Genomic DNA, 22,796 nt, shown 5'->3' on the forward strand with positions numbered 1-22,796 from the left:
CCTGAGTTAACTTGAACCTTGCAGTTCGGAACGTCGCCCTATTTGTTCTTGTTGGCGCGCCGAATCCGCTTTGCGCGTTCGATCTCGCTCTTGAAGTTCTTTCGACCCCACAACACGCCGCCGCCGATAGCCGCAATGACTGCCAGGAAAATCAGGAATTCCATGGTGCACTCCTCTCCGTAGACTGCAACATTATCGGATTCCGTCATGGGTACGCGCAGGAGGGACGTCACTCGGATCTCCGCCTTGGCCCGGGCCACCGGTACTACTTGGCGGCTTCCGGTTCAAACGCCATACGGCCAGCACGATCAGCGCCAAGGCTACAAGGGCAAGCATGGCGAAGGCGTAGGAGCGCAGCGCCCACATGACGCTCAGCGCCACCGCGATGGCACCCCACCACACCAGCAACCGTTCTGCCAAAAGCAGGCCTGCGGCCAGAAGCAGAACATGTGCCACAAGTACGTACAGTTGCTGAGACGACGTTCCGCCGAAGATGGTTCCCAAAGACGTCAAGGACAACGCACCGGCGGCAATGCAAAGCCGGGGCAGGCCGTCCGTCCGTTGCCCCTTGACATAGCGCAGCCCTGCTATAACGGCTCCAGCTACCACATACCATTGCGCGGCCCAGAACCAATCAGGCCTGGAACCGTCCACAAACAGCACTGCCCGTTGGAGGGCTGCAACAGAGATCAGCCCCGCCAGCTCAGCTGCCAGCCACTTGCCGTGCGGCACCTCAACCACGGCCAATACCCCGGTTGCGACCACCAGGACGAAGCCGAGCATGGACGTTTCGTCATGCCCCAGCCCCACCGCCGCAGATGAAGCAACAGCCAAGGCCGCTGCGGCAGACAGCGAGTTCCGTCGCCAGTGTTGCCCGCTGATGGCCGGTCCGCCGAACATCTTCAGTGAATAGAGGATCACCGCGGTCCCCACACCGCCAAAGATCCAAGCGGCGTAGTCGCTCCAGACGCCCGTAGGCAGCCCCTGCAGCAAACCGTCGACGGCGGGAACCGCCCCTACCAGCACTGCCGGAGCAGCTGCCGCGTAGAGAGCGGGCAATCGTTCAAAGTGCGAGACCGCGAACAAGACACCGGCCAGCACCAACACAGACAGTCCAGCCAGGGAATAGGAAACGCCCAAGGTCAGCAGGCCGCCGGCAACGGTGAACGCCATGGCTGAGTTGAGCCAGAACCACCGCTCCGTGACAGCAACCTCTACTCCGGCAGCCGCCTTTTCGGGCCCGAACACGGCCCTGGCAGCAATCATGGCGACTGCAAGGGCCAGCAGGACAACAGGTACTTGGGACTTGTCCAGCAGTGGCTGGTGCAGCCACGTTGATGCAGGGAACAAGAGTGCCGGCCCGGCTGCGATGACGCCCGCCCCTATAGCCGCGACACCGAAGTATCGGGATCCGCGTGTACCGAGGATCCGCCAGACGACCGCAGCGGAAGCCGGGACCAGGGCCAACTGAAGCATGACCACCCAGCGGCCACCGCCGTCGTAATCTCCTGCGAGCAAGTAGACGAACGGCAGCAAGAGTTGGGCACCCAAGGTGGCCCGGACCGTTGCCTGTTGGAAGGCGACATCGACGCCAAGCCTGCGCAGGACCAAAGTCAGCACATGCTGCGCCACGAATACCAGCGCCAGACTGATGGACACCGCTGCCGGCGACTCCGTGACATCGGCCACTGTCACAGCAATGAAGGCGCCACCAAGCACCCGGACCGCCAGCAAGTAGCCACCCCGGATCAATCGGTGGCGGATCACACCCACCATGAAACCGCCGTAGGCCGCAAAGATGCCAAGCAAAATTTGGACGTCCCGGATATCCCCCAAGCGAAGAGCCAGGAGGAGCACCAAAGCGGCGGGGGCGAAGATCCACGCGGCGGCGTGGTCTCGCAGAATCGCACTGACAATGACGGCAGCCAGGGCCGTTGTAACCGCTGCAACTCCCGGTTGCCAGCTGTCCCTGACGCCCCACCCTCCCAACTCCGTGGTGACAGTAAGGAAAGTGGTGGCTGCGGCCATGAGGGCAAGCACAGCACCGGCGTCGAACACGGAAGCACGCGGGTTGCGGCGGCGGCTGCCCGCACGCAGGGGAAGGATCAGCTGGAGCGCAGCTGCCACTACAACCACAAGTCCCACGGACGCAATTTCACCGGCGAGGCGAATACTCCAGCCATCGCGCATCGCGTCCCCGTAGGCCGATGCCACCAAAACGGTGCCGACTATCCGAGCCAGCCACCAATAGCACTGTCTATGGAAGGTCGGGGAAATGCGCACGGCTGTTACGACAAGGTAGGCAAGCAGGGCCAGGAGGACAACATTTGCCTGCGTCCAGGACACGAATGCTGCTGCCATGCTGCCGGCAATAGCCGCAGTGGCCGGAGCGATTACTTCAGCCACCGAAGGGCGCCACGCATCCCGGGTGCCTGGATCCCGATGAGATTGCGGGAACACCAGGAGGCCTGAGGCCAAGCCTGCCAACAGGACAACCAGAACAGCTGCAGCAACAGCCGGGCGACCGGATGCGGCATCGAACGCCGGCAAGGCAAGAAGCCCGGCCACTGCGGCGCCGCCAAAGCCAGCCACGGAGGCTTGCGGGGCCAACAACCGGACTCCCCCGCGTTCCAGCCCGGCACTGAGCAGTTGCTGCACAGATGCTCCGGCGACGAGCACTATCAGAGAGTACGCAGTCCGGTCCGGATTTCCCGTAAAGATGCCTGCCACCCCGGTGGGTACAGCCAAGGTGATGGCGATCCGCCCCGCAAGAATCAAGTACTGGCGATAAGAAGCCGGCCTGATCAACGCCCGCAAGAACCAATAAAGTGCGGCGGACGCCAAGAGTGCCGAGACGGTCCATGCACCCAGCAGGCCGCCCAGCGCACCAGCCACCCCCAGCACTGCGACGGGGGCGAACTCCATGCCTTGGCCCAGTTTCCAAACAACCACCATGGCAGTCAGCATCGTCAAGGACAGAGGAACGTAGTTGGGGAGGTCGAACGCTCCAAACTCCAGCACCACCGTGAGTACTGCCGAGGTGACTAGCTGCAACGCCAGGCATGAGACGGCGTCATACCACCAGGAGTGCGGCAGCAGCCTCTTACCACCGTAGGCGACTCCCAAGGATTGGACTCCCAGGCAGATTGCCGCAGCCAACATCACCGAACTCACATCAGCGGTGACGTCCCATACCACTCCGAGTAAAGCCAGTGTCAGTGCAGCCCGTGCAGCATAAAGATGCTGCACCCTGTACCGTGCCTGCGGGACGAAGAACATCACAGCAAAGTAGACACCACACATCAACATCACCCAGGCGTACTCCCCCTTGGACAAAAGATGCGGTGTGAGGGTCACGGCCACGGCCACCAGAGGAACCAACGAGGGGTGCAGCACCATCAGCGGACGGACGTACAACGGAGGAAGCCACCTGGGATTCAGCAAGGCAACAACAGTCAGGAGAATGGCCACTCCGATGAGTGCCGTGAAATACCAGACCAAGGCGCCCCCAAGAACGGAAACACCGGACCACGCCGTTGAGACGACAAAGCTGAGGGACAAGAAGGCCAGGACTTTGTTGTCCAGCCTCACGGCTGTGTAGGCATAAACCGCTGTCCCCAACAACGACGTGACCAGCCAAGCCGCAGGACCGTTGTGTAGCACGAAGTTGTACATGGCCAGCCCGGTAACGGGTATGAGCGCCAAGCCTGTTCCAACGAAGGCAACGGCAGCCGGCCTGAGGCGGGCTACGCGCGCGTGGATGACCATACCTGACACGTAGAACAGCGCAGTGATGAACCAGATGCCTACGAAGCGGAAGAGAGCAGGAAGGCTCGTGCCCACGAAGAGCGCCCCCGCTGCGACGAGGAGGAGGCTGGCAACGTAAAGCGTGATGTTGATGTTTTGCTGGTCACGCTTCTCCTTGCGCGCAGCAGCAGCCTCAGGAGTTTCCCGTACTACCGGCGGGGGCGGAACCGGGGAAGCAACTTGTTGATATGGCGCAGGCTGCCGGGCGGCCGGCGGAGGCATTGGGGGCCTGGCCTGCTGACTCGCTGGCTGCGGGGAAGGCGGCCGGAAAGGCGACCGGACGTCCGGCAGAGGCATCGCGGGTGGAGCCGGTGCTTGTACGGGCCGCTGGAGGTACACCGGGGCCGGCGGGGAGCTTACGGGGGCCGGCGGCGAGCTTACGGGGGCCGGCGGGGAGCTTATGGGGGCTTGCTGGGCCGTCCGGGCGGCTGCCCTGTTCACGTCCTGCCCCTTGGCTTCCGCGTCCCGCCAGCCAGCCACGTGACCGGCAAGGTAGCCCGCTTGGTAAGCGGCGGCCTTGTCCGGCGCCACGGAAGCATCGTCTGAAGTCCCCCGGCGCCCCATTGCCACCCCCAGCGCATAGCCAACCGCGCCCACGATGACGATGAGCAGCAGTAAGAGGAATGCAGTCATGGAAGCTCCTTGGTTATGCCGGACGCGGCAAGTGCACGGCCTTTATCCATTCGATAGATTAACTATAGCAAAAAGAACCCCACCGCCGAAGCGGTGGGGTTCTTTCTAACTAACTACCGGCTGGGCCGGAGCGTCACCGATCTACAAGTAGAGACTACTTGATGATGCTGGTGACACGTCCCGAACCAACGGTGCGGCCGCCTTCGCGGATAGCGAAGCCGAGGCCCTCTTCCATAGCGATCGGCTGGATGAGCGCAACGGTCATCTCAGTGTTGTCGCCAGGCATAACCATTTCCGTGCCTTCCGGCAGGGTGATAACGCCGGTTACGTCCGTGGTACGGAAGTAGAACTGCGGGCGGTAGTTGGAGTAGAACGGGTTGTGACGTCCGCCTTCGTCCTTGGAAAGGATGTAGACGTTAGCCTCGAAGTCGGTGTGCGGGGTGATGGAACCCGGCTTGACGACAACCTGGCCACGCTCGACATCGTCGCGCTTCAGACCGCGGAGCAGGAGGCCACAGTTCTCGCCGGCCCATGCTTCGTCGAGCTGCTTGTGGAACATCTCGATACCGGTAACCGTGGTCTTCTGGATCGGGCGGATGCCAACGATCTCAACCTCGGAGTTGATGGCGAGAGTTCCACGCTCGGCGCGGCCCGTAACAACGGTGCCACGACCGGTGATCGTGAAGACGTCTTCGATCGGCATCAGGAACGGCTTGTCGCGGTCACGTACGGGGTCCGGAACGGACTCGTCGACAGCTGCCATCAGGTCCTGGACGGACTTGACCCAAACCGGGTCGCCTTCCAGAGCCTTGAGGCCGGAAACGCGAACAACCGGAGCCTCATCGCCATCGAAGCCCTGCGAGCTCAGGAGCTCACGAACTTCCATTTCGACGAGGTCGAGGAGTTCTTCGTCATCAACCATGTCGGACTTGTTCAGTGCGACCAGCAGGTAGGGAACACCAACCTGGCGGGCGAGCAGAACGTGCTCACGGGTCTGAGCCATCGGACCATCGGTTGCAGCAACCACGAGGATTGCGCCGTCCATCTGGGCAGCACCGGTGATCATGTTCTTGATGTAGTCAGCGTGACCCGGGGCGTCTACGTGTGCGTAGTGGCGCTTCTCGGTCTGGTACTCCACGTGGGAGATGTTGATGGTAATACCGCGCTGGCGCTCTTCCGGAGCAGAGTCGATCGACGCGAAGTCGCGCTGCTCGTTGAGATCCGGGTACTGGTCGTACAGCACCTTGGAAATGGCGGCAGTCAGCGTCGTCTTACCGTGGTCAACGTGACCAATGGTGCCGATGTTGACGTGCGGCTTAGTCCGCTCGAACTTTGCCTTTGCCACAGGTTCCTCCTAGAACGATTTCAAGTGAAGTGCTCCTCGGCCGCGCTTTTCGCGGCAGAAACTTTAGCAAGTCTACTTGGGGGCTTGGTTTTGGTGAAATTGCAGATTCAGGAACCAATGGTAGTTCCTCGAGCCTGTTTGCGCAGTGGCCGGGCCGCGGCTGTCGCCGCAGCCCCGCCTCAAGCGCTCAGATGCCTTCCCGATACCGGAATTGCATCCGTTACCGGGAGATTACTCGCCGCGGGTTTTCTGGATGATCTCGTCGGCTACTGCCTTGGGGACCTCCGCGTAGCTGTTGAACGTCATGGAGTACACAGCGCGACCCTGGGTCTTGGACCGGAGGTCACCGATGTAGCCGAACATGCCGGACAGCGGAACGTGTGCACGGATAACCTTCACACCTGCAGCGTCTTCCATGGACTGCATCTGGCCACGACGGGCGTTCAGGTCACCAATAACATCACCCATGTATTCCTCAGGTGTGCGGACCTCAACATCCATCAGCGGTTCAAGCAGAACAGGGTTCGCCTTACGTGCAGCTTCCTTGAAAGCCATACGTCCGGCGATCTTGAACGCCATTTCCGAGGAGTCAACATCGTGGGACGCGCCATCAATCAGCGTGGCCTTGATACCGACAACCGGGTAACCGGCCAGGACGCCGTCGTTCAGTGCATCCTGGATACCAGCGTCAACGGACGGGATGTATTCGCGCGGAACGCGGCCACCAGTGACCTTGTTCTCGAACGCGTACAGCTCGCCGGAAGCGGTGTCCATGGGCTCGATCGCAATCTGGATCTTTGCGAACTGACCCGAACCACCGGTCTGCTTCTTGTGCGTGTAGTCAAGGCGCTCAACGGCGCGCTTGATGGTTTCGCGGTAAGCAACCTGCGGCTTGCCAACGTTTGCCTCGACCTTGAATTCGCGGCGCATGCGGTCCACAAGGATGTCCAGGTGGAGCTCGCCCATGCCGGCGATGATGGTCTGGCCCGTGTCTTCGTTGAGGGAGACCTGGAAGGTCGGGTCCTCAGCGGAGAGCTTCTGGATGGCCGTGGAGAGCTTCTCCTGGTCACCCTTGGTGTTGGGTTCGATCGCAACCGAGATCACGGGCTCCGGGAAGCTCATGGACTCGAGGACGATCTGGTTGTTCGCATCGCACAGGGTGTCGCCTGTGGTGGTGTCCTTCAGACCGATGGCTGCATAGATGTGGCCGGCGGTAGCGCCCTCGACGGGCATTTCCTTGTTGGCGTGCATCTGGAACAGCTTGCCGATGCGTTCCTTCTTGCCCTTGGTGGAGTTAACCACCTGGGCGCCAGCCTCGACGTGACCGGAGTACACGCGGACGAAGGTCAGCTGACCGAAGAACGGGTGCGCAGCAATCTTGAAGGCGAGGGCCGAGAACGGCTCGTCGGCAGACGGCTTGCGGGTGAGTTCCTTCTCTTCGTCGCGGGGATCGTGACCGATCATCGGCGGGACGTCGAGCGGGTTCGGCAGGAAGTCAACAACAGCGTCAAGCATCGGCTGGACGCCGCGGTTCTTGAAGGCAGAACCACAGAACACCGGGTAGAGCTCAGAGTTGATGGTCATCTTGCGGATGCCGGCTTTGATCTCTTCGAGGGTGAGTTCTTCACCTTCGAGGTACTTCTCCATGAGCTCTTCGGAAGCCTCGGCCACAGTCTCAACGAGCTGTGCACGGTACTCTTCGGCCTTGGCCTGGAGGTCCGCCGGGATTTCCTGCACTTCGTAGGAAGCGCCCATGGTGACATCACCCTTAGCGTCGCCAGGCCAAACCAGGGCGCGCATTTCGAGGAGGTCAACAACACCGATGAAGTCGTTCTCAGCACCAATGGGCAGCTGCATAACCAGCGGCTTGGCACCAAGGCGGGAGATGATGGTATCTACGGTGAAGTAGAAGTCAGCACCCAGCTTGTCCATCTTGTTGACGAAGCAGATACGCGGAACGTTGTACTTGTCAGCCTGGCGCCAAACAGTCTCGGACTGCGGCTCCACGCCTTCCTTGCCGTCGAACACTGCGACTGCACCGTCGAGGACGCGCAAGGAGCGCTCAACCTCAACCGTGAAGTCAACGTGGCCCGGGGTGTCAATGATGTTGATCTGGTTCTTGTCCCAGAAGCAAGTCACGGCGGCAGACGTGATGGTGATGCCGCGTTCCTTTTCCTGTTCCATCCAGTCAGTCGTCGAAGCGCCGTCGTGCGTCTCGCCGATCTTGTGGTTCACACCCGTGTAGAACAGGATGCGCTCGGTAGTGGTGGTCTTGCCGGCATCGATGTGGGCCATGATGCCGATGTTGCGGACCTTATTAAGGTCGGTAAGCACGTCCTGTGCCACGGGGTCTCCCTTTCGGATGGACTACACGTTCGCCGCCGGCTCAGTGAGCCGGCGGCGTCCGGAAAGTTTTTACCAGCGGTAGTGTGCGAAGGCCTTGTTGGACTCGGCCATCTTGTGGGTGTCTTCGCGACGCTTCACAGCGGCACCAAGACCATTTGAGGCATCCAGGATTTCGTTCTGGAGGCGCTCGGTCATGGTCTTCTCGCGGCGGGCCTTGGAGTAGCCCACGAGCCAACGCAGAGCGAGAGCGGTGGAGCGACCCGGCTTGACCTCAACCGGAACCTGGTAGGTAGCGCCACCAACACGGCGTGAACGCACCTCGAGGGAAGGCTTGACGTTGTCCATGGCCTTCTTGAGAGCGGCAACGGGGTCGCCGCCGGACTTGGCACGTGCACCTTCGAGTGCACCGTAAACGATGCGCTCTGCGGTGGACTTCTTGCCGTCGACAAGAACCTTGTTGATCAGCTGCGTGACCAACGGGGAGCCGTAAACGGGATCGGAAACTAGCGGCCGCTTCGGGGCCGGACCCTTGCGAGGCATATTACTTCTTCTCCATCTTTGCGCCGTAACGGCTGCGAGCCTGCTTGCGGTTCTTGACACCCTGGGTGTCGAGTGCGCCGCGGACGATCTTGTAGCGGACACCCGGAAGGTCCTTAACACGACCACCACGGACGAGCACGATGGAGTGCTCCTGGAGGTTGTGGCCAACACCGGGGATGTAGGCGGTAACTTCTACGCCACCGTTGAGGCGCACACGTGCAACCTTACGAAGAGCCGAGTTCGGCTTCTTGGGGGTGGTGGTGTAAACGCGGGTGCAAACACCGCGGCGCATCGGGCTGCCCTTCAGCGCGGGAGCCTTGGTCTTGGAGACCTTCGGCGTGCGGCCCTTGCGGACCAGCTGGTTAATCGTAGGCACTTTCGTGTTCTCCGTTGTTTGATCTCTGCCCCCACACACAGGCGCCAGCCAGTGTAAACGTGGGAACTTTGGCGTTGCTCGTGCAGCCGGCCGAAACTCCGGTAGGCGTGCAAAAGTGCGGCATTCGTTGCGCATGTTGCCCGCAACCCGGAAACAGGCTCCACCCAGCACCATGAGAACAAAACCAAAATGATGCTGCGGCGGCCTTCATCCACTGCCACACAGAACAATTACCAAAAGTCTAGCACGGCTTGATCTGGCGCCTTAATCGGGTGTATGGAGGTCGACGGCGGAAGCCGGCTGCCGCCGTCGTCCTCCACTCCCCCGGCTTCCTCCCGAAAAGCGGCGTTAACGGGTCAGGCCCCGCACTCGCGAGTGCGGGGCCTGACCGTCAAAGCGCTAACTGCCGCTTCTAGCGGAAGTCGTTGCCGAGATCGTAGTCATCCAGCGGGATGGCGTGGAACTCGGGAGCACCGTCGCCACCCAGGGCGTCATAGGAGAAGTCGGTGAAAGCGCTGGGGCCCGTGAACAGGCTTGCCTTCGCTTCTTCCGTCGGCTCCACAGTGACCTCTGTGTAGCGGGGCAGACCCGTACCAGCCGGGATGAGCTTACCGATGATGACGTTTTCCTTGAGGCCGAGCAGAGGATCGCTCTTGCCTTCCATGGCCGCCTGCGTCAGGACGCGGGTGGTTTCCTGGAAGGAAGCAGCCGACAGCCAGGACTCGGTAGCCAAGGAAGCCTTGGTGATACCCATGAGTTCCGGACGACCGGATGCCGGTGCCTTGCCCTCGGACACGACGCGGCGGTTCTCGTCCTCGAAGCGGGCGCGCTCTGCAAGCTCACCGGGGAGCAAGTCGGAGTCGCCGGACTCGATGACGGTAACGCGACGCAGCATCTGGCGGACAATAACCTCGACGTGCTTGTCGTGGATACCAATACCCTGGCTGCGGTAAACGCCCTGTACTTCGTCCACAAGGAACTTCTGTGCAGCACGAGGACCCATGATGCGCAGAACCTGTTTCGGGTCCACCGGACCGTTGATCAGCTTCTGGCCGACGCTGACGTGCTCGCCATCCTCGATGAGGAGACGGGAACGGCGCAGCACCGGGTAGGCAATCTCTTCGGAACCATCGTCCGGAGTGATGACCAAGCGCATCTGACGCTCGGACTCTTCAATGGTGATGCGGCCGGCTGCTTCAGCAATCGGTGCCACACCCTTCGGAGTACGGGCTTCGAAGAGCTCCTGGATACGGGGCAGACCCTGGGTGATGTCGTCGCCACCACCAGCGGAAACAGCACCACCGGTGTGGAACGTACGCATGGTCAGCTGTGTACCGGGCTCACCGATGGACTGTGCGGCGATGATGCCCACGGCCTCGCCGATGTCCACGGTCTTGCCGGTGGCCAGCGAACGGCCGTAGCAGAGTGCACAGGTACCCACCTTGGACTCACAGGTGAGTACGGAGCGGACCTTGACCTCGGTGATGCCTGCAGCCAGCAGCTGGTCGATAACGACGTCGCCGCAGTCGGTGCCGCCGGCAGCCAGGACGTTGCCCTGGGCATCGACGACGTCGACAGCCAGCGTACGTGCGTAGGCGCTGTTCTCGACGTTCTCGTCCAGGACGAGCTCACCGTTGGAATCCGGCACGGCGATCGGGGTGACCAGACCGCGTTCGGTACCACAGTCCTCTTCGCGGACGATGACGTCCTGCGAAACGTCCACCAGACGACGGGTCAGGTAACCCGAGTTGGCGGTACGGAGAGCGGTATCGGCCAGACCCTTACGGGCACCGTGCGTGGCGATGAAGTATTCCAGAACCGACAGGCCCTCGCGGTAGGAGGACTTGATCGGGCGAGGAATGATCTCACCCTTCGGGTTGGCCACAAGACCACGGATACCCGCAATCTGGCGGACCTGCATCCAGTTACCACGTGCACCGGAGGACACCATGCGGTTGATGGTGTTCATCGGGGACAGGCTGTCACGCATCGCCTGGGCGATTTCGTTGGTTGCCTTGTTCCAGATTTCGATCAGTTCCTGGCGACGCTCGTCGTCGTCGATCAGGCCCTTGTCGTACTGGCCCTGGATCTTGGCGGCCATGTTCTCGTAACCGGCCAGGATGGCAGGCTTGGAAGTAGGCACCTCGATGTCAGAGATGGCAACCGTGACACCCGAACGGGTGGCCCAGTAGAAGCCGGCATCCTTCAGGTTGTCCAGCGTTGCCGCGGTAACAACCTTCGGGTAGCGCTCTGCGAGGTCGTTGACGATACGGGACAGTTCGCCCTTGTCCGCAACAGCCTCAACCCACGGGTAATCCTCAGGCAGCGTCTGGTTGAAGATGACCTGGCCCAGGGAGGTTTCAACGAGAGCCGGCTGACCGGGCTCCCAACCTTCCGGAGCTTCCCATCCTGCGTAAGGCACGAAGTCGTCCAAACGGATCTTGACCTGGGAGTTCAGGTGCAGATCACGGGCGTCGTACGCCATGATGGCTTCCGAAACCGAGGAGAAGATACGGCCTTCGCCGGCGGAGCCGACGCGCTTGGTGGTCAGGTGGTACAGGCCGATGATCATATCCTGCGAAGGAAGGGTCACCGGACGGCCATCAGACGGCTTCAGGATGTTGTTCGAGGACAGCATCAGGATGCGTGCTTCGGCTTGGGCTTCCGGGCTCAGCGGCAGGTGGACTGCCATCTGGTCGCCGTCGAAGTCAGCGTTGAAGGCGCCACAAACCAACGGGTGAAGCTGGATTGCCTTGCCTTCCACAAGCTGGGGTTCGAAGGCCTGGATACCGAGGCGGTGCAGGGTAGGTGCACGGTTGAGCAGCACCGGGTGTTCGGTGATGATCTCTTCCAGCACGTCCCAAACCTGCGGACGGTAACGCTCAACCATGCGCTTGGCCGACTTGATGTTCTGTGCGTGGTTGAGGTCAACCAGGCGCTTCATCACGAACGGCTTGAAGAGCTCCAAGGCCATCTGCTTGGGCAGACCACACTGGTGCAGCTTCAGCTGCGGGCCGACGACGATCACCGAACGACCGGAGTAGTCAACGCGCTTGCCGAGGAGGTTCTGGCGGAAACGACCCTGCTTGCCCTTGAGCATGTCGCTCAGGGACTTCAGGGGACGGTTGCCCGGACCCGTAACGGGGCGGCCACGACGACCGTTGTCGAAGAGGCTGTCAACAGCTTCCTGAAGCATGCGCTTCTCGTTGTTGACGATGATCTCCGGAGCACCGAGGTCAAGCAGGCGCTTGAGGCGGTTGTTGCGGTTGATCACGCGGCGGTAGAGGTCGTTGAGGTCGGAGGTCGCGAAGCGGCCACCGTCCAGCTGGACCATCGGGCGCAGTTCCGGCGGGATCACCGGGACAGCGTCGAGAACCATGCCGAGCGGGCTGTTGTTGGTGGTCAGGAACGCGTTGACAACCTTCAGGCGCTTCAGGGCACGCGTCTTGCGCTGGCCCTTGCCGTTCTGGATGGTGTCGCGCAATGACTCAGCTTCAGCCTGCATGTCAAAGGTCTCGAGGCGCTTCTTGATGGCCTCGGCACCCATGGAGCCCTCGAAGTACAGTCCGTAACGGTCGCGAAGTTCGCGGTACAGGCCTTCGTCGCCTTCAAGGTCAGCGACCTTGAGGTTCTTGAAGCGGTCCCAAACCTGCTCAAGGCGCTCGATGTCGGCGTCGGCACGCTTGCGGACGTTCGCCATCTGACGGTCAGCAGAGTCGCGGGCCTTCTTCTTGTCGGCAGCCTTGGCGCCTTCGCCTTCAAGACGGGCAAGCTCGTCTTCAAGGTCGCGGGCGATCGTGGCGATGTCGCTGTCGCGGTTGTCCACCATCTGCTTCTTCTCGAGGTCGTGCTCGACCTGGAGGTTCGGCAATTCGGCGTGACGGCTTTCCGTGTCAACGCTGGTGATCATGTAGGCGGCGAAGTAGATGACCTTCTCAAGGTCCTTCGGTGCCAGGTCCAAAAGGTAGCCCAAGCGCGAAGGAACGCCCTTGAAGTACCAGATGTGGGTTACAGGCGCGGCCAACTCGATGTGGCCCATGCGCTCACGACGCACCTTGGCGCGGGTGACTTCAACGCCACACCGCTCGCAAATGATGCCCTTGAAGCGGACGCGCTTGTACTTGCCGCAGTAGCATTCCCAGTCGCGGGACGGGCCGAAGATCTTCTCGCAGAAGAGGCCGTCCTTCTCAGGCTTGAGCGTGCGGTAGTTGATGGTTTCCGGCTTCTTGACCTCACCGTAAGACCATCCGCGGATGTCTTCCGCGGTGGCGAGGCCGATCTGCATGAGGCCGAAGGAGGATTCGCTGGACATATGGTCCCTGTTCTCTCTTGTTCTCTAAATTCTGAAGTCTTGGTTACGGGAAGAGGGAGTTGTTCCGACGGACAGTTGTTGAGGCTGTCCGCCGGAACAGCTGCTAGACCTCTTCTACGGAACTGGGCTCTGCACGAGACAGATCGATGCCCAGTTCTTCCGCAGCCGTGAAGACTGCGTCATCAGAGTCACGCATTTCGATCGTGGTTCCGTCAGTGGAAAGAACTTCCACGTTCAGGCACAACGACTGCATTTCCTTGATCAAGACCTTGAAGGACTCGGGAACGCCAGGCTCAGGGATGTTCTCGCCCTTGACGATGGCTTCGTAGACCTTCACACGACCATGGATGTCATCCGACTTGATCGTGAGGAGTTCCTGAAGGGTGTAAGCGGCACCGTAAGCTTCGAGCGCCCACACTTCCATTTCACCGAAGCGCTGGCCACCGAACTGAGCCTTACCACCCAGCGGCTGCTGCGTGATCATGGAGTACGGGCCGGTGGAGCGCGCGTGGATCTTGTCGTCCACCAAGTGGTGGAGCTTCAGGATGTACATGTAACCGACGGAGATCGGGTCCGGGAACGGCTCGCCGGAGCGGCCGTCGAACAGACGGGTCTTGCCGGAGGAGTCAATCAGGCGGTCGCCATCGCGGGTCACGTTGGTGGAGTCAAGCAGGCCCGTGATTTCTTCTTCGCGGGCGCCATCGAACACCGGTGTGGCAACGGTGGTCTGGCCGGTTTCACGGGGCAGGTTCGGGAGGTTCTTGACCCACTCCGGCTCGCCTTCGATCTTCCAACCGGTCTTGGCAACCCAACCGAGGTGGGTTTCCAGAACCTGTCCAACGTTCATTCGACCCGGAACACCAAGCGGGTTCAGGACGATGTCCACCGGGGTACCGTCTGCAAGGAAGGGCATGTCCTCGATCGGAAGGATCTTGGAGATAACACCCTTGTTGCCGTGACGGCCGGCGAGCTTGTCGCCGTCGGTGATCTTACGCTTGGCTGCAACGTAGACGCGGACCAGCTGGTTCACGCCCGGGGGCAGCTCGTCGTCGTTGTCGCGGTCGAAGACGCGCACGCCGATGACCGTACCGGATTCGCCGTGGGGCACCTTCAAGGAGGTGTCGCGGACTTCGCGGGACTTCTCACCGAAGATGGCGCGGAGAAGGCGCTCTTCCGGGGTCAGTTCGGTTTCACCCTTAGGGGTGACCTTTCCGACCAGGATGTCGCCGGCTTCAACCTCGGCACCGATGTGGATGATGCCGCGCTCGTCCAGGCCTGCAAGGACTTCCTCGGACACGTTGGGGATGTCACGAGTGATTTCCTCGGCACCAAGCTTGGTGTCGCGGGCATCAATTTCGTGCTCCTCGATGTGAATGGAGGAAAGGACATCCTCAGCAACAATGCGCTGGGAGAGGATGATGGCGTCCTCGAAGTTGTGGCCTTCCCATGACATGAATGCCACGAGCAGGTTCTTACCGAGGGCGAGCTCACCCTGGTCCGTTGCGGGACCATCAGCGATGATGCCGCCAACTTCCAGGCGCTGGCCTTCGTTGACCAGGACACGGTGGTTGTAGCAGTTGCCCTGGTTGGAGCGGGCGAACTTGTTGATGCGGTAGTTGGTCTCAGTACCGTCGTCGTTGATCATGACAACGAGCTCGGCGGAAACCTCGGTGACCACACCTGCCTTCTTCGCGATGACAACGTCACCGGCGTCGACGGCTGCTGCGCGCTCCATGCCGGTGCCCACGAAAGGAGCCTCGGAACGGACCAGCGGCACGGCCTGGCGCTGCATGTTGGCACCCATGAGTGCACGGTTGGCATCGTCATGCTCAAGGAACGGGATCAGGGCCGTTGCCACGGACACCATCTGGCGCGGGGAAACGTCCATGAACTGAACGTCTGCGGCGGGAACCAGAACGGGCTCGCCTCCACCACCACGGGCACGGACAAGGACGGTCTCTTCGGAGAACTTCTTGTCAGCATCCAGGGGAGCGTTGGCCTGTGCGATCAGGACCTCTGCTTCGTCGTCAGCAGTGAGGTACTGGACCTCATCGGAAACGACGCCCTCGGAAACCAGGCGGTACGGCGTCTCGATGAAGCCGAACGGGTTGATGCGGCCGTAAGATGCCAGCGAACCGATCAGACCAATGTTCGGGCCTTCAGGGGTTTCGATGGGGCACATACGTCCGTAGTGGGACGGGTGAACGTCTCGAACTTCCATGCCTGCACGGTCACGGGACAGACCACCCGGGCCAAGTGCCGACAGGCGGCGCTTGTGGGTCAGACCCGACAGCGGGTTGTTCTGGTCCATGAACTGCGACAGCTGGGACGTTCCGAAGAACTCCTTGATGGCTGCCACAACGGGACGGATGTTGATCAGTGTCTGCGGCGTGATGGCCTCGACATCCTGCGTGGTCATGCGTTCGCGGACGACGCGTTCCATGCGGGAAAGACCTGTGCGGACCTGGTTTTCGATCAGTTCGCCCACGGCGCGGATGCGACGGTTGCCGAAGTGGTCGATGTCGTCGACGTCGACGCGGAGCTCGTGGTCTTCGCCGTCGCGCTTGCCCATGAGGGTCTTCTCGCCGGCGTGAAGCGCAACGAGGAACTTGATCATGGCAACGATGTCTTCAACGTGCAGGACCGAAGCTTCCTTGTCACCAAGGGAGCGGTCGATGCCGAGCTTGCGGTTGATCTTGTAACGGCCAACCTTGGCAAGATCGTAGCGCTTGGCGTTGAAGTACAGGTTGTCCAGCAGGGACTGGGCAGCCTCAACTGTGGGCGGCTCGCCCGGACGCAGCTTGCGGTAGATATCCAAAAGCGCGTCTTCGCGGGTTTCGGTGGCGTCCTTCTCCAGCGTTGCACGCATGGAGTCGTACTGGCCGAACTCTTCCAGGATCTGGCCTTCGGTCCAGCCGAGGGCCTTCAGGAGAACGGTGACCGACTGCTTGCGCTTGCGGTCGAGGCGTACGCCGACCTGGTCGCGCTTGTCGATTTCGAGTTCAAACCATGCACCACGGGACGGGATGATCTTCGCGGTGAAGATGTCCTTGTCACTGGTCTTGTCAGCGGTGCGCTCAAAGTAGGCGCCCGGTGAACGGACCAGCTGGGAGACAACGACGCGCTCGGTGCCGTTGACGACGAACGTTCCCTTTTCAGTCATGAGGGGGAAGTCGCCCATGAACACGGTCTGCTGCTTGATTTCGCCCGTGTTGTTGTTCATGAACTCGGCCTTGACATAAAGCGGGGCCGAGTAAGTGGCGTCACGGTCTTTGCATTCGGCCATGGTGTACTTCGGGTCAGCGAACTCCGGCTCGGAGAAGCTCAGGGACATGGTGCCCTGGAAATCCTCGATTGGGGAGATCTCTTCGAAGATGTCGGCAAGTCCGGAGGTAGTGGCGACGCTGAGGTCGCCCTCCTCGACAGCCTTCGCTACCCGCGCCTGCCAGCGTTCGTTTCCGACCAGCCAGTCAAAGCTGTCTGTCTGCAGGGCGAGAAGATTCGGAACGTCAAGCGGTTCGTGAATCTTTGCGAATGAGAGGCGGCGGGTGGCACCATCGGTGCTTGCCGTGTTAGCGGTTTCGTTATTAGAGGTGCTCGAGGCGACCAAGAGGGATCCTTCCACAGACCTTCAGGCGTTTTCAGATCTCCCCCGTTTGCATCCCGCAGAGTGCTCCGCAGAATACTTGTTCCGGTTCCGCTATATGACCCGGACCCAGTCCGCTTATGACAGTGCACGTTTCGGAACGGCACGTCAATGACGCAGCTGAGAGGTAAAGCCCACCGCTATATGAAGGCTGAAGGTTAACAGGGAAGACGCAAATATCTACGATACGGCAAAGCAGCCTTTCTGTCTACCCCAGATCGTCCGTGATTGCAAGCACCGTTGCTGCAGGCACCAATGCCGGGCAGATCCGCCAAGGAATGTGGAGAAGGGCACAATTGTTGAAGAGGTAGGCTGGCGCGCGCTCCGCGATAACCTTGCTACACCACTCCCGGATCGGAAGAGAGACCATGACCAACTCCGCTGACGACAATGACGTTGTCATCCTTGCTGCTTCCCGTACCCCGCAGGGGCGGCTCAACGGGCAATTAGCGGGATTCACCGCCGTCGACCTTGGCGCACACGCCATAACCGCCGCCCTGGCAGCCAGTGGGGTCAAAGCCGAACAGGTGGACGCTGTGATCATGGGCCAGGTCCTTCAGGCAGGTGCGGGTCAGAATCCGGCTCGGCAGAGCGCCATCGCCGCGGGTGTTGGCTGGAACATCCCTGCCGTCACCATCAACAAAGTGTGCCTGTCCGGCCTCACGGCTGTCATTGATGCCGCGCGCATGATCCGCAGCGGCGACGCCACCGTGGTTGTTGCCGGGGGCCAGGAATCCATGACCCGCGCACCGCACCTGCTCCCCGGATCCCGGCAGGGATGGACGTACGGAGCCATCCAGGCTTTGGACGTCGCTGCGCATGACGGCCTCACCGATGCTTTTGATGGACAGTCCATGGGCTTGTCCACGGAAACGAAGAACGTCACGCTCGGCATCGACCGCAAGGCCCAGGACGAAGTCGCGGCGGCCTCGCACCAGCGCGCCGCTGCCGCCATCGCGGACGGAACTTTCGACGTCGAAATCGCGCCGGTACGCGTCAAGCAGCGCAAGGGCGATCCCCTGGTACTCACCACGGATGAAGGCGTTAGGCCCAACACCACCGTTGAGACGCTGGCTCCACTGAAGGCTGCCTTCGCCACCGACGGCACCATTACTGCCGGGAACTCTTCTCCCCTGTCCGACGGCGCCTCCGCACTGGTGCTGACCAGTCGCCGCTTCGCCAAGGACAACGGGCTGGACTACCTTGCCGTTGTAGGCAAGCCCGGGCAGGTTGCAGGACCTGACAATTCGCTGCACTCCCAGCCGTCGAACGCCATCGCCCAGGCGTTGAAGCGTGCCGGCTGGACGGCAGAGGACCTGGATTTCATCGAAATCAATGAGGCTTTCGGTTCTGTGGCCGTCCAGTCGCTCAAGGACCTCCGTTACCCCTTGGAGAAGTGCAACATTCATGGCGGCGCCATTGCCTTGGGCCACCCCATCGGAGCATCCGGAGCACGGCTTGCACTCCACGCGGCCCACGAGCTCAAACGCCGGGGAACCGGAAAAGCGGCTGTCTCGCTGTGCGGAGGCGGAGGCCAGGGTGAAGCCCTCCTCCTGTACCGCGACTGATGGCTGACGAATCGGTCGCACCCGGGATGGACGGTGCCGAACGCTTCTTGTCCGACGCCGCCGCGCGCGGGCTGGATGTTGACGTCGTCGAGCGCCCGGCTGCCCGCAGCCTGGAAGAGGCTGCCGGCATCCTGGGCATCAGCCCCGCGGACATCGTGAAGTCATTGGTAGTCAAGCACCGCGATGGCAGCTTCCTATTTGCGCTCATTCCGGGGGACCGGCAGATCTCCTGGCCCAAGCTGCGAGCCCTGGTGGGCGTCAATAAGCTCTCACTCCCCCATGCCGACGTGGCCTTGGCCGCCACCGGCTACGAGCGCGGGACCATCACTCCGCTGGGCAGCACCACGCCCTGGCCTGTGTACGCCGACGCCACCATTACCGGGCGTCGCATCTCCATGGGCGCCGGAGCGCACGGCCGGAGTGCTTTCGTGGACGCGGACGCACTCACGGCTGCCCTGGGCGCGGTAGTCGCAGACATCAGCGAACCCAACTAAGTAGCAATTGAGTGCTTAAACGCAGGAAGCCCCGCCCGGCGAACCGGACGGGGCTTCCACAAGCAAGACGAGTTACTTGAGGGTAACCGTTGCGCCAGCTTCTTCGAGCTGAGCCTTTGCCTTCTCGGCAGCTTCCTTGGTGGCGCCTTCGAGAACAGCCTTCGGTGCGCTGTCAACCAGGTCCTTGGCTTCCTTGAGGCCGAGGGAGGTGATGGCGCGAACTTCCTTGATCACTGCGATCTTCTTGTCGCCAGCAGCTTCGAGAACGACGTCGAATTCGGTCTTCTCTTCAGCAGCTTCAGCAGCACCGCCGGCAGCGGGGCCAGCAACTGCAACAGCAGCAGCCGTAACTTCGAAGGTCTCTTCGAAGAGCTTGACGAACTCGGAGAGCTCGATGATGGTCAGTTCCTTGAAAGCTTCAATGAGCTCTTCGTTGCTGAGCTTCGCCATGGTGGCGTCCTTCCATTAGTTGGTGCAGATCCGGGCTAAGCCTGTCCATGCACCAGAGTTTGATTGAGGGGAGAACTTAGTTCTCTTCGGTTGCAGCTTCAGCGGCTTCGGCCGGAGCCGCAACCTCTTCAGCAGCAGCCTCTTCAGCGGCCGGGGCTTCTTCAGCGGCCGGTGCAGATGCGCCGCCCTCTTCTTCAAGCTTGAGGCGCAGAGCGTCGATGATGCGTGCAGCAGCGGATGCGGGAGCCTTGAGGACACCAGCAACACGTGCAAGCTGCAGCTCGCGGGACTCGAGGGCTGCCAGTGCGGCAACTCCTGCTGCGTCCAATGCCTTGCCTTCGAAGACGCCGGTCTTGATAACCAGCTGCTTGTTGGCCTTGGCAAAGTCCGTCAGGCTCTTGGCAGCAGCAACAGCGTCACCCTTGATGAAGGCGATTGCAGTAGGGCCGGCGAGCTGATCGTTGAATGCTTCAACTCCAGCTTCCTTGGCTGCAATGGCACTCAGGGTGTTCTTGACGACCGAGAACTTGGTGTCCTGGCCGAGCGCAACACGCAGTTCCTTGAGCTGTGCAACAGTGAGCCCGCGGTATTCGGTCAGGACAGCCGCGTTCGATTCCTTGAAATCGTTGGTGATCTCTGCAACTGCGGAGATCTTGCTAGGCGTTGTCATAACCCTCCTTCCGGGGAATAAAGCCGGTCTTCCGGGTCCCCGCTCGAGAGCTAAAACTAAAAAACGCCCCGCGCAGATGCACGGGGCTTGGCTCAACACAGTTTGATCCGCGGAGACTTGCTTCGTTCACCTGCGCCGGCCGCCCTATGTTCAGGGTCCTTCGTCAAGGAATTCACTTTTGCCTCAGGGGCGCAGCTACAGAATTGAGCTGTGCTCGAAAGAGTGGATTCCCATCAACCGACGGTCTTTGGTACTTCAAGGTTACGGGAGAGTGTTCGGCAAACCAAATCGGCCCCTGCCTAGTCGGATGACGTGGCGCCCGACAACCTGCCCGGAAGTTCCTTCTGCCACAGTCCGGTGACACCCGCAGTGGTGAATCCCAGCTGCTTGTTCACGGTCAGGAGGTACCTGTTCTCGGGGGCGTTCCAGGTATAGATGACCCGGGCGTCCGGGAACTGCTCACTCAGCCGTTCCATGTTGGCAACCTTGATCAACAAGCCGAGCTTGTTACCCCGGTGCTCCTGCAGGACCAGCGTATCGTCCTGAAAAACCACGTCCTGGCGGTGTGCAAGGACACTGATGGTTGTCAGGCCCACCAGCCGCCCGCTCTCAACATGCTCGACGGCGGTCACCACCGTGCGCCGACCCTGCGCCAAGGCTGCGTCCTCAGTTTCGCGGAGTACGGTTGCGTCGAAAACCATTCCGCTCGCTTCAACTTCAGGCGCGTCTTCGTCCCCTTCGTCACGGACTACCTCACCAGCGGCGTTTTCCAGCGCGGCCACGGCTTCCAGCCAGGGCTCGGGGCAACGGTCCGTCCAGTGGTGCAGCGTGTACCTGCCCCCATTGGCTTCTTCGGCTTCGAGCTGCAGGTCTCCCACAAGCTTGGAATCCAGGGGCAAGACGCATGAGCTGAACTGTTCGATGTGCTGAAGGGTGTATCCGGCCCGCTTGGCGAAGTCCACCTCCCTGCTGCTCACAGGAACAAAACCAGCGCCGCTCCCCGGAATCAACTGATCCTCGGGTATCTCAGTGAGCGACGTTGCCGGATGGTTGGTATCCACCAAGGCCATGGTTCGTCCCTCTGCCCGCGCGAGCTGCTCCGCGGCCTCCAGCAACTGACGGCCGACTCCTTGCCCCTGGAACTCGGGAAGGATGTCCAAGGTGAACTCAGCCAGGTCAAGGTTATCCGCCAATGGCAAGGCAATGTCCACCGTGCCCACAATGACGCCCTCTACTTTTGCCACCAGAAGAACTTGGCGCTCATAGGGGTCGGATAACTCCAACAGCTTTTCCAAGGGCGTGTAGGCGAGGTCGTCGCTCCCCCAGGTCTCCATGCGTACCCGGCGCCCCACTTCAACGGCGTCCAGGAAATCAGCGGCGTCGGGGCTGTCCAGGGTGTCAGGCACCCACAGCTGCTCGATGTGAACGGTCTTCGCCTCGTCTACAGTCATTCCAGCCGTTTCTGCCATTCGCCGTCAAAGCCGGAAGGCTTGAATCCTAGGGCGATATTTATGGCCAGCATATGCCGGTTTTCATTGGCGTTCCACGTCATCACCGACGTGGCGGCCGGCCACAACTTCTGAACACGGCGAAGATTGGCAATCTTGACCAGCATGCCAAGGCGATGACCGCGGTGCCCGGGAGCAACCAACGTGTCCTCCTGGTAGACCATGCCCGGGGTGGCTTCGCGGTGGGTGAGGACGGTGTAGGCCGCCAGCTCCCCCGTAGCGTCATGTCGAGCAACAGCCGCAGTGAAAGCAACCCCGCCTGCCAGCCAGGTGGATTCCTCAAGACGGACGCGGTTGGCATCCCATTCCTCGCCCTCCCAGCCCAGGCCTGCGATAGGCACCTCAGTGCTCATGACGCTTTTTAGCCTGGCGAACATGTCCACTAGGTCATCCGGGCAGCGATCCTTCCAGCCGATCACGCTGTAGCCGGCTGCCCGCGTTGTTGCCTGCTCTTCCAGCTCCCGCAGGAGCTCTTCCTCGACCGGAAGGGGCCGCGTGCTGTTGGTTTCCACCTGCTCCAGGGAATAGCCGTGGTGCAAGGCGAAAGCCGTGGAGGCCGTATCCAGCGGGACGCCGCCAGTACCGGACTTTGCCTCCAACAACCCGGCACCCGGGACGAGGAGCCTGATTGGCTCAGAGCAAAACGCATCAAAGGACACGCGATCCCGCTCCCGGGCCTGTTCTTCCAGCACAGCGAGGATCTTCGACCCAAAGCCCCGCCGACGATAGGCGGAGTCCACCAGGACGTCCACACCCGCCGTCGTCGTGTTTTCGCTCAGCGGTAACGTCAGCGTGCCGCGGCCCACCACCACTCCGTCGAGGCGCGCCAGGAACACGTGCCGTTCTTCGTAGTCATTGCCCTGCCAGAAGAGGACAGCTTCGGCCAGTGTGGAGCAACGGTCCAGGTCCCCCCACAGTTCCAGGTGGTGGGCGACATCGAGCTCGTGGAAGGAGAGGAACTCGGGTGCCCCCTCGGCGTCAGGATTTGAGGGGACCGGGATTCTGTCCACGGACAACCTGCCGTTTGCGGAAGAGTTCGACGACGACACGCACCACAGCCTACGGCGCTCCTTCGGCGCTGAACAGGGAAAAGGCAAAGAA

General features: G+C 61.3%; 14 protein-coding genes. 2 read left to right on the forward strand and 12 right to left on the reverse strand.

Annotated elements, in window-relative coordinates:
* Positions 1-38 precede the first annotated feature (38 nt).
* From ARUE_RS24740 to rpoB, 8 genes are all read right to left on the reverse strand, one after another.
* A complete protein-coding gene (locus tag ARUE_RS24740) occupies positions 39-164 on the reverse strand; it encodes a hypothetical protein (RefSeq protein WP_272941655.1) in 126 nt (41 codons plus the stop codon).
* A 28-nt stretch (positions 165-192) separates the two neighbouring features.
* Positions 193-4,440: a hypothetical protein gene (locus tag ARUE_RS15520; protein ID WP_014922389.1), complete on the reverse strand. Its 4,248-nt coding sequence runs from the start codon at positions 4,438-4,440 to the stop codon at positions 193-195.
* 154 nt (positions 4,441-4,594) lie between these two features.
* Positions 4,595-5,785: an elongation factor Tu gene (gene tuf, locus ARUE_RS15525; protein WP_011775598.1), complete on the reverse strand. Its 1,191-nt coding sequence runs from the start codon at positions 5,783-5,785 to the stop codon at positions 4,595-4,597.
* A 231-nt stretch (positions 5,786-6,016) separates the two neighbouring features.
* Positions 6,017-8,131: an elongation factor G gene (fusA, locus tag ARUE_RS15530; protein ID WP_011775599.1), complete on the reverse strand. Its 2,115-nt coding sequence runs from the start codon at positions 8,129-8,131 to the stop codon at positions 6,017-6,019.
* A gap of 69 nt (positions 8,132-8,200) precedes the next feature.
* Positions 8,201-8,671: a 30S ribosomal protein S7 gene (gene rpsG, locus ARUE_RS15535; protein WP_003803829.1), complete on the reverse strand. Its 471-nt coding sequence runs from the start codon at positions 8,669-8,671 to the stop codon at positions 8,201-8,203.
* A gap of 1 nt (position 8,672) precedes the next feature.
* Positions 8,673-9,047, reverse strand: coding sequence for a 30S ribosomal protein S12 (gene rpsL / locus ARUE_RS15540; RefSeq protein WP_009358312.1), 375 nt, complete (start codon positions 9,045-9,047; stop codon positions 8,673-8,675).
* 412 nt (positions 9,048-9,459) lie between these two features.
* Positions 9,460-13,359: a DNA-directed RNA polymerase subunit beta' gene (locus ARUE_RS15545; protein ID WP_011775600.1), complete on the reverse strand. Its 3,900-nt coding sequence runs from the start codon at positions 13,357-13,359 to the stop codon at positions 9,460-9,462.
* 103 nt (positions 13,360-13,462) lie between these two features.
* Entirely contained in the window at positions 13,463-16,969 is a 3,507-nt protein-coding gene (rpoB, locus tag ARUE_RS15550) for a DNA-directed RNA polymerase subunit beta (RefSeq protein ID WP_043471397.1), read from the reverse strand.
* 404 nt (positions 16,970-17,373) lie between these two features.
* Here rpoB and ARUE_RS15555 point away from each other — a divergent pair, with 404 nt between their 5' ends.
* Together ARUE_RS15555 and ARUE_RS15560 are read left to right on the forward strand one after the other, a co-directional pair.
* The gene (locus tag ARUE_RS15555) at positions 17,374-18,573 is read left to right on the forward strand and encodes an acetyl-CoA C-acetyltransferase (RefSeq protein WP_011775602.1); all 1,200 of its coding nucleotides are present in this window, start codon (positions 17,374-17,376) and stop codon (positions 18,571-18,573) included.
* Positions 18,573-19,067 (forward strand): aminoacyl-tRNA deacylase, encoded by a 495-nt coding sequence (locus ARUE_RS15560; protein WP_014922390.1) that lies wholly within the window; start codon positions 18,573-18,575, stop codon positions 19,065-19,067. The genes ARUE_RS15555 and ARUE_RS15560 overlap by 1 nt, the downstream gene beginning before the upstream one ends.
* A 72-nt stretch (positions 19,068-19,139) precedes the next feature.
* Here the strand turns inward: ARUE_RS15560 and rplL are convergent, their stop codons facing one another.
* From rplL to ARUE_RS15580, 4 genes are all read right to left on the reverse strand, one after another.
* Positions 19,140-19,517 (reverse strand): 50S ribosomal protein L7/L12, encoded by a 378-nt coding sequence (gene rplL / locus ARUE_RS15565; RefSeq protein ID WP_011775604.1) that lies wholly within the window; start codon positions 19,515-19,517, stop codon positions 19,140-19,142.
* Between the two features lie 76 nt (positions 19,518-19,593).
* On the reverse strand, positions 19,594-20,187 hold the full coding sequence (rplJ, locus tag ARUE_RS15570) for a 50S ribosomal protein L10 (RefSeq protein ID WP_011775605.1): 594 nt from the start codon (positions 20,185-20,187) through the stop codon (positions 19,594-19,596).
* Between the two features lie 299 nt (positions 20,188-20,486).
* Complete coding sequence (locus ARUE_RS15575; protein ID WP_014922391.1) at positions 20,487-21,656, reverse strand: GNAT family N-acetyltransferase; 1,170 nt, start codon at positions 21,654-21,656, stop codon at positions 20,487-20,489.
* The gene (locus ARUE_RS15580; RefSeq protein WP_014922392.1) at positions 21,635-22,744 is read right to left on the reverse strand and encodes a GNAT family N-acetyltransferase; all 1,110 of its coding nucleotides are present in this window, start codon (positions 22,742-22,744) and stop codon (positions 21,635-21,637) included. The genes ARUE_RS15575 and ARUE_RS15580 overlap by 22 nt, the downstream gene beginning before the upstream one ends.
* Positions 22,745-22,796 lie beyond the last annotated feature (52 nt).

Source organism: Arthrobacter sp. Rue61a (assembly GCF_000294695.2).
Taxonomy (GTDB): domain Bacteria; phylum Actinomycetota; class Actinomycetes; order Actinomycetales; family Micrococcaceae; genus Arthrobacter; species Arthrobacter aurescens_A.

Bases quoted from the DNA above. Each gene is read 5' to 3' on its own strand.
- ARUE_RS15545 (WP_011775600.1), bottom strand. From the start codon at position 13,359: ATGTCCAGCGAATCCTCCTTCGGCCTCATGCAGATCGGCCTCGCCACC.
- ARUE_RS15575 (WP_014922391.1), bottom strand. From the start codon at position 21,656: ATGGCAGAAACGGCTGGAATGACTGTAGACGAGGCGAAGACCGTTCAC.
- ARUE_RS15555 (WP_011775602.1), top strand. From the start codon at position 17,374: ATGACCAACTCCGCTGACGACAATGACGTTGTCATCCTTGCTGCTTCC.
- ARUE_RS24740 (WP_272941655.1), bottom strand. From the start codon at position 164: ATGGAATTCCTGATTTTCCTGGCAGTCATTGCGGCTATCGGCGGCGGC.
- rplL (WP_011775604.1), bottom strand. From the start codon at position 19,517: ATGGCGAAGCTCAGCAACGAAGAGCTCATTGAAGCTTTCAAGGAACTG.
- rplJ (WP_011775605.1), bottom strand. From the start codon at position 20,187: ATGACAACGCCTAGCAAGATCTCCGCAGTTGCAGAGATCACCAACGAT.
- rpsG (WP_003803829.1), bottom strand. From the start codon at position 8,671: ATGCCTCGCAAGGGTCCGGCCCCGAAGCGGCCGCTAGTTTCCGATCCC.
- ARUE_RS15560 (WP_014922390.1), top strand. From the start codon at position 18,573: ATGGCTGACGAATCGGTCGCACCCGGGATGGACGGTGCCGAACGCTTC.
- ARUE_RS15520 (WP_014922389.1), bottom strand. From the start codon at position 4,440: ATGACTGCATTCCTCTTACTGCTGCTCATCGTCATCGTGGGCGCGGTT.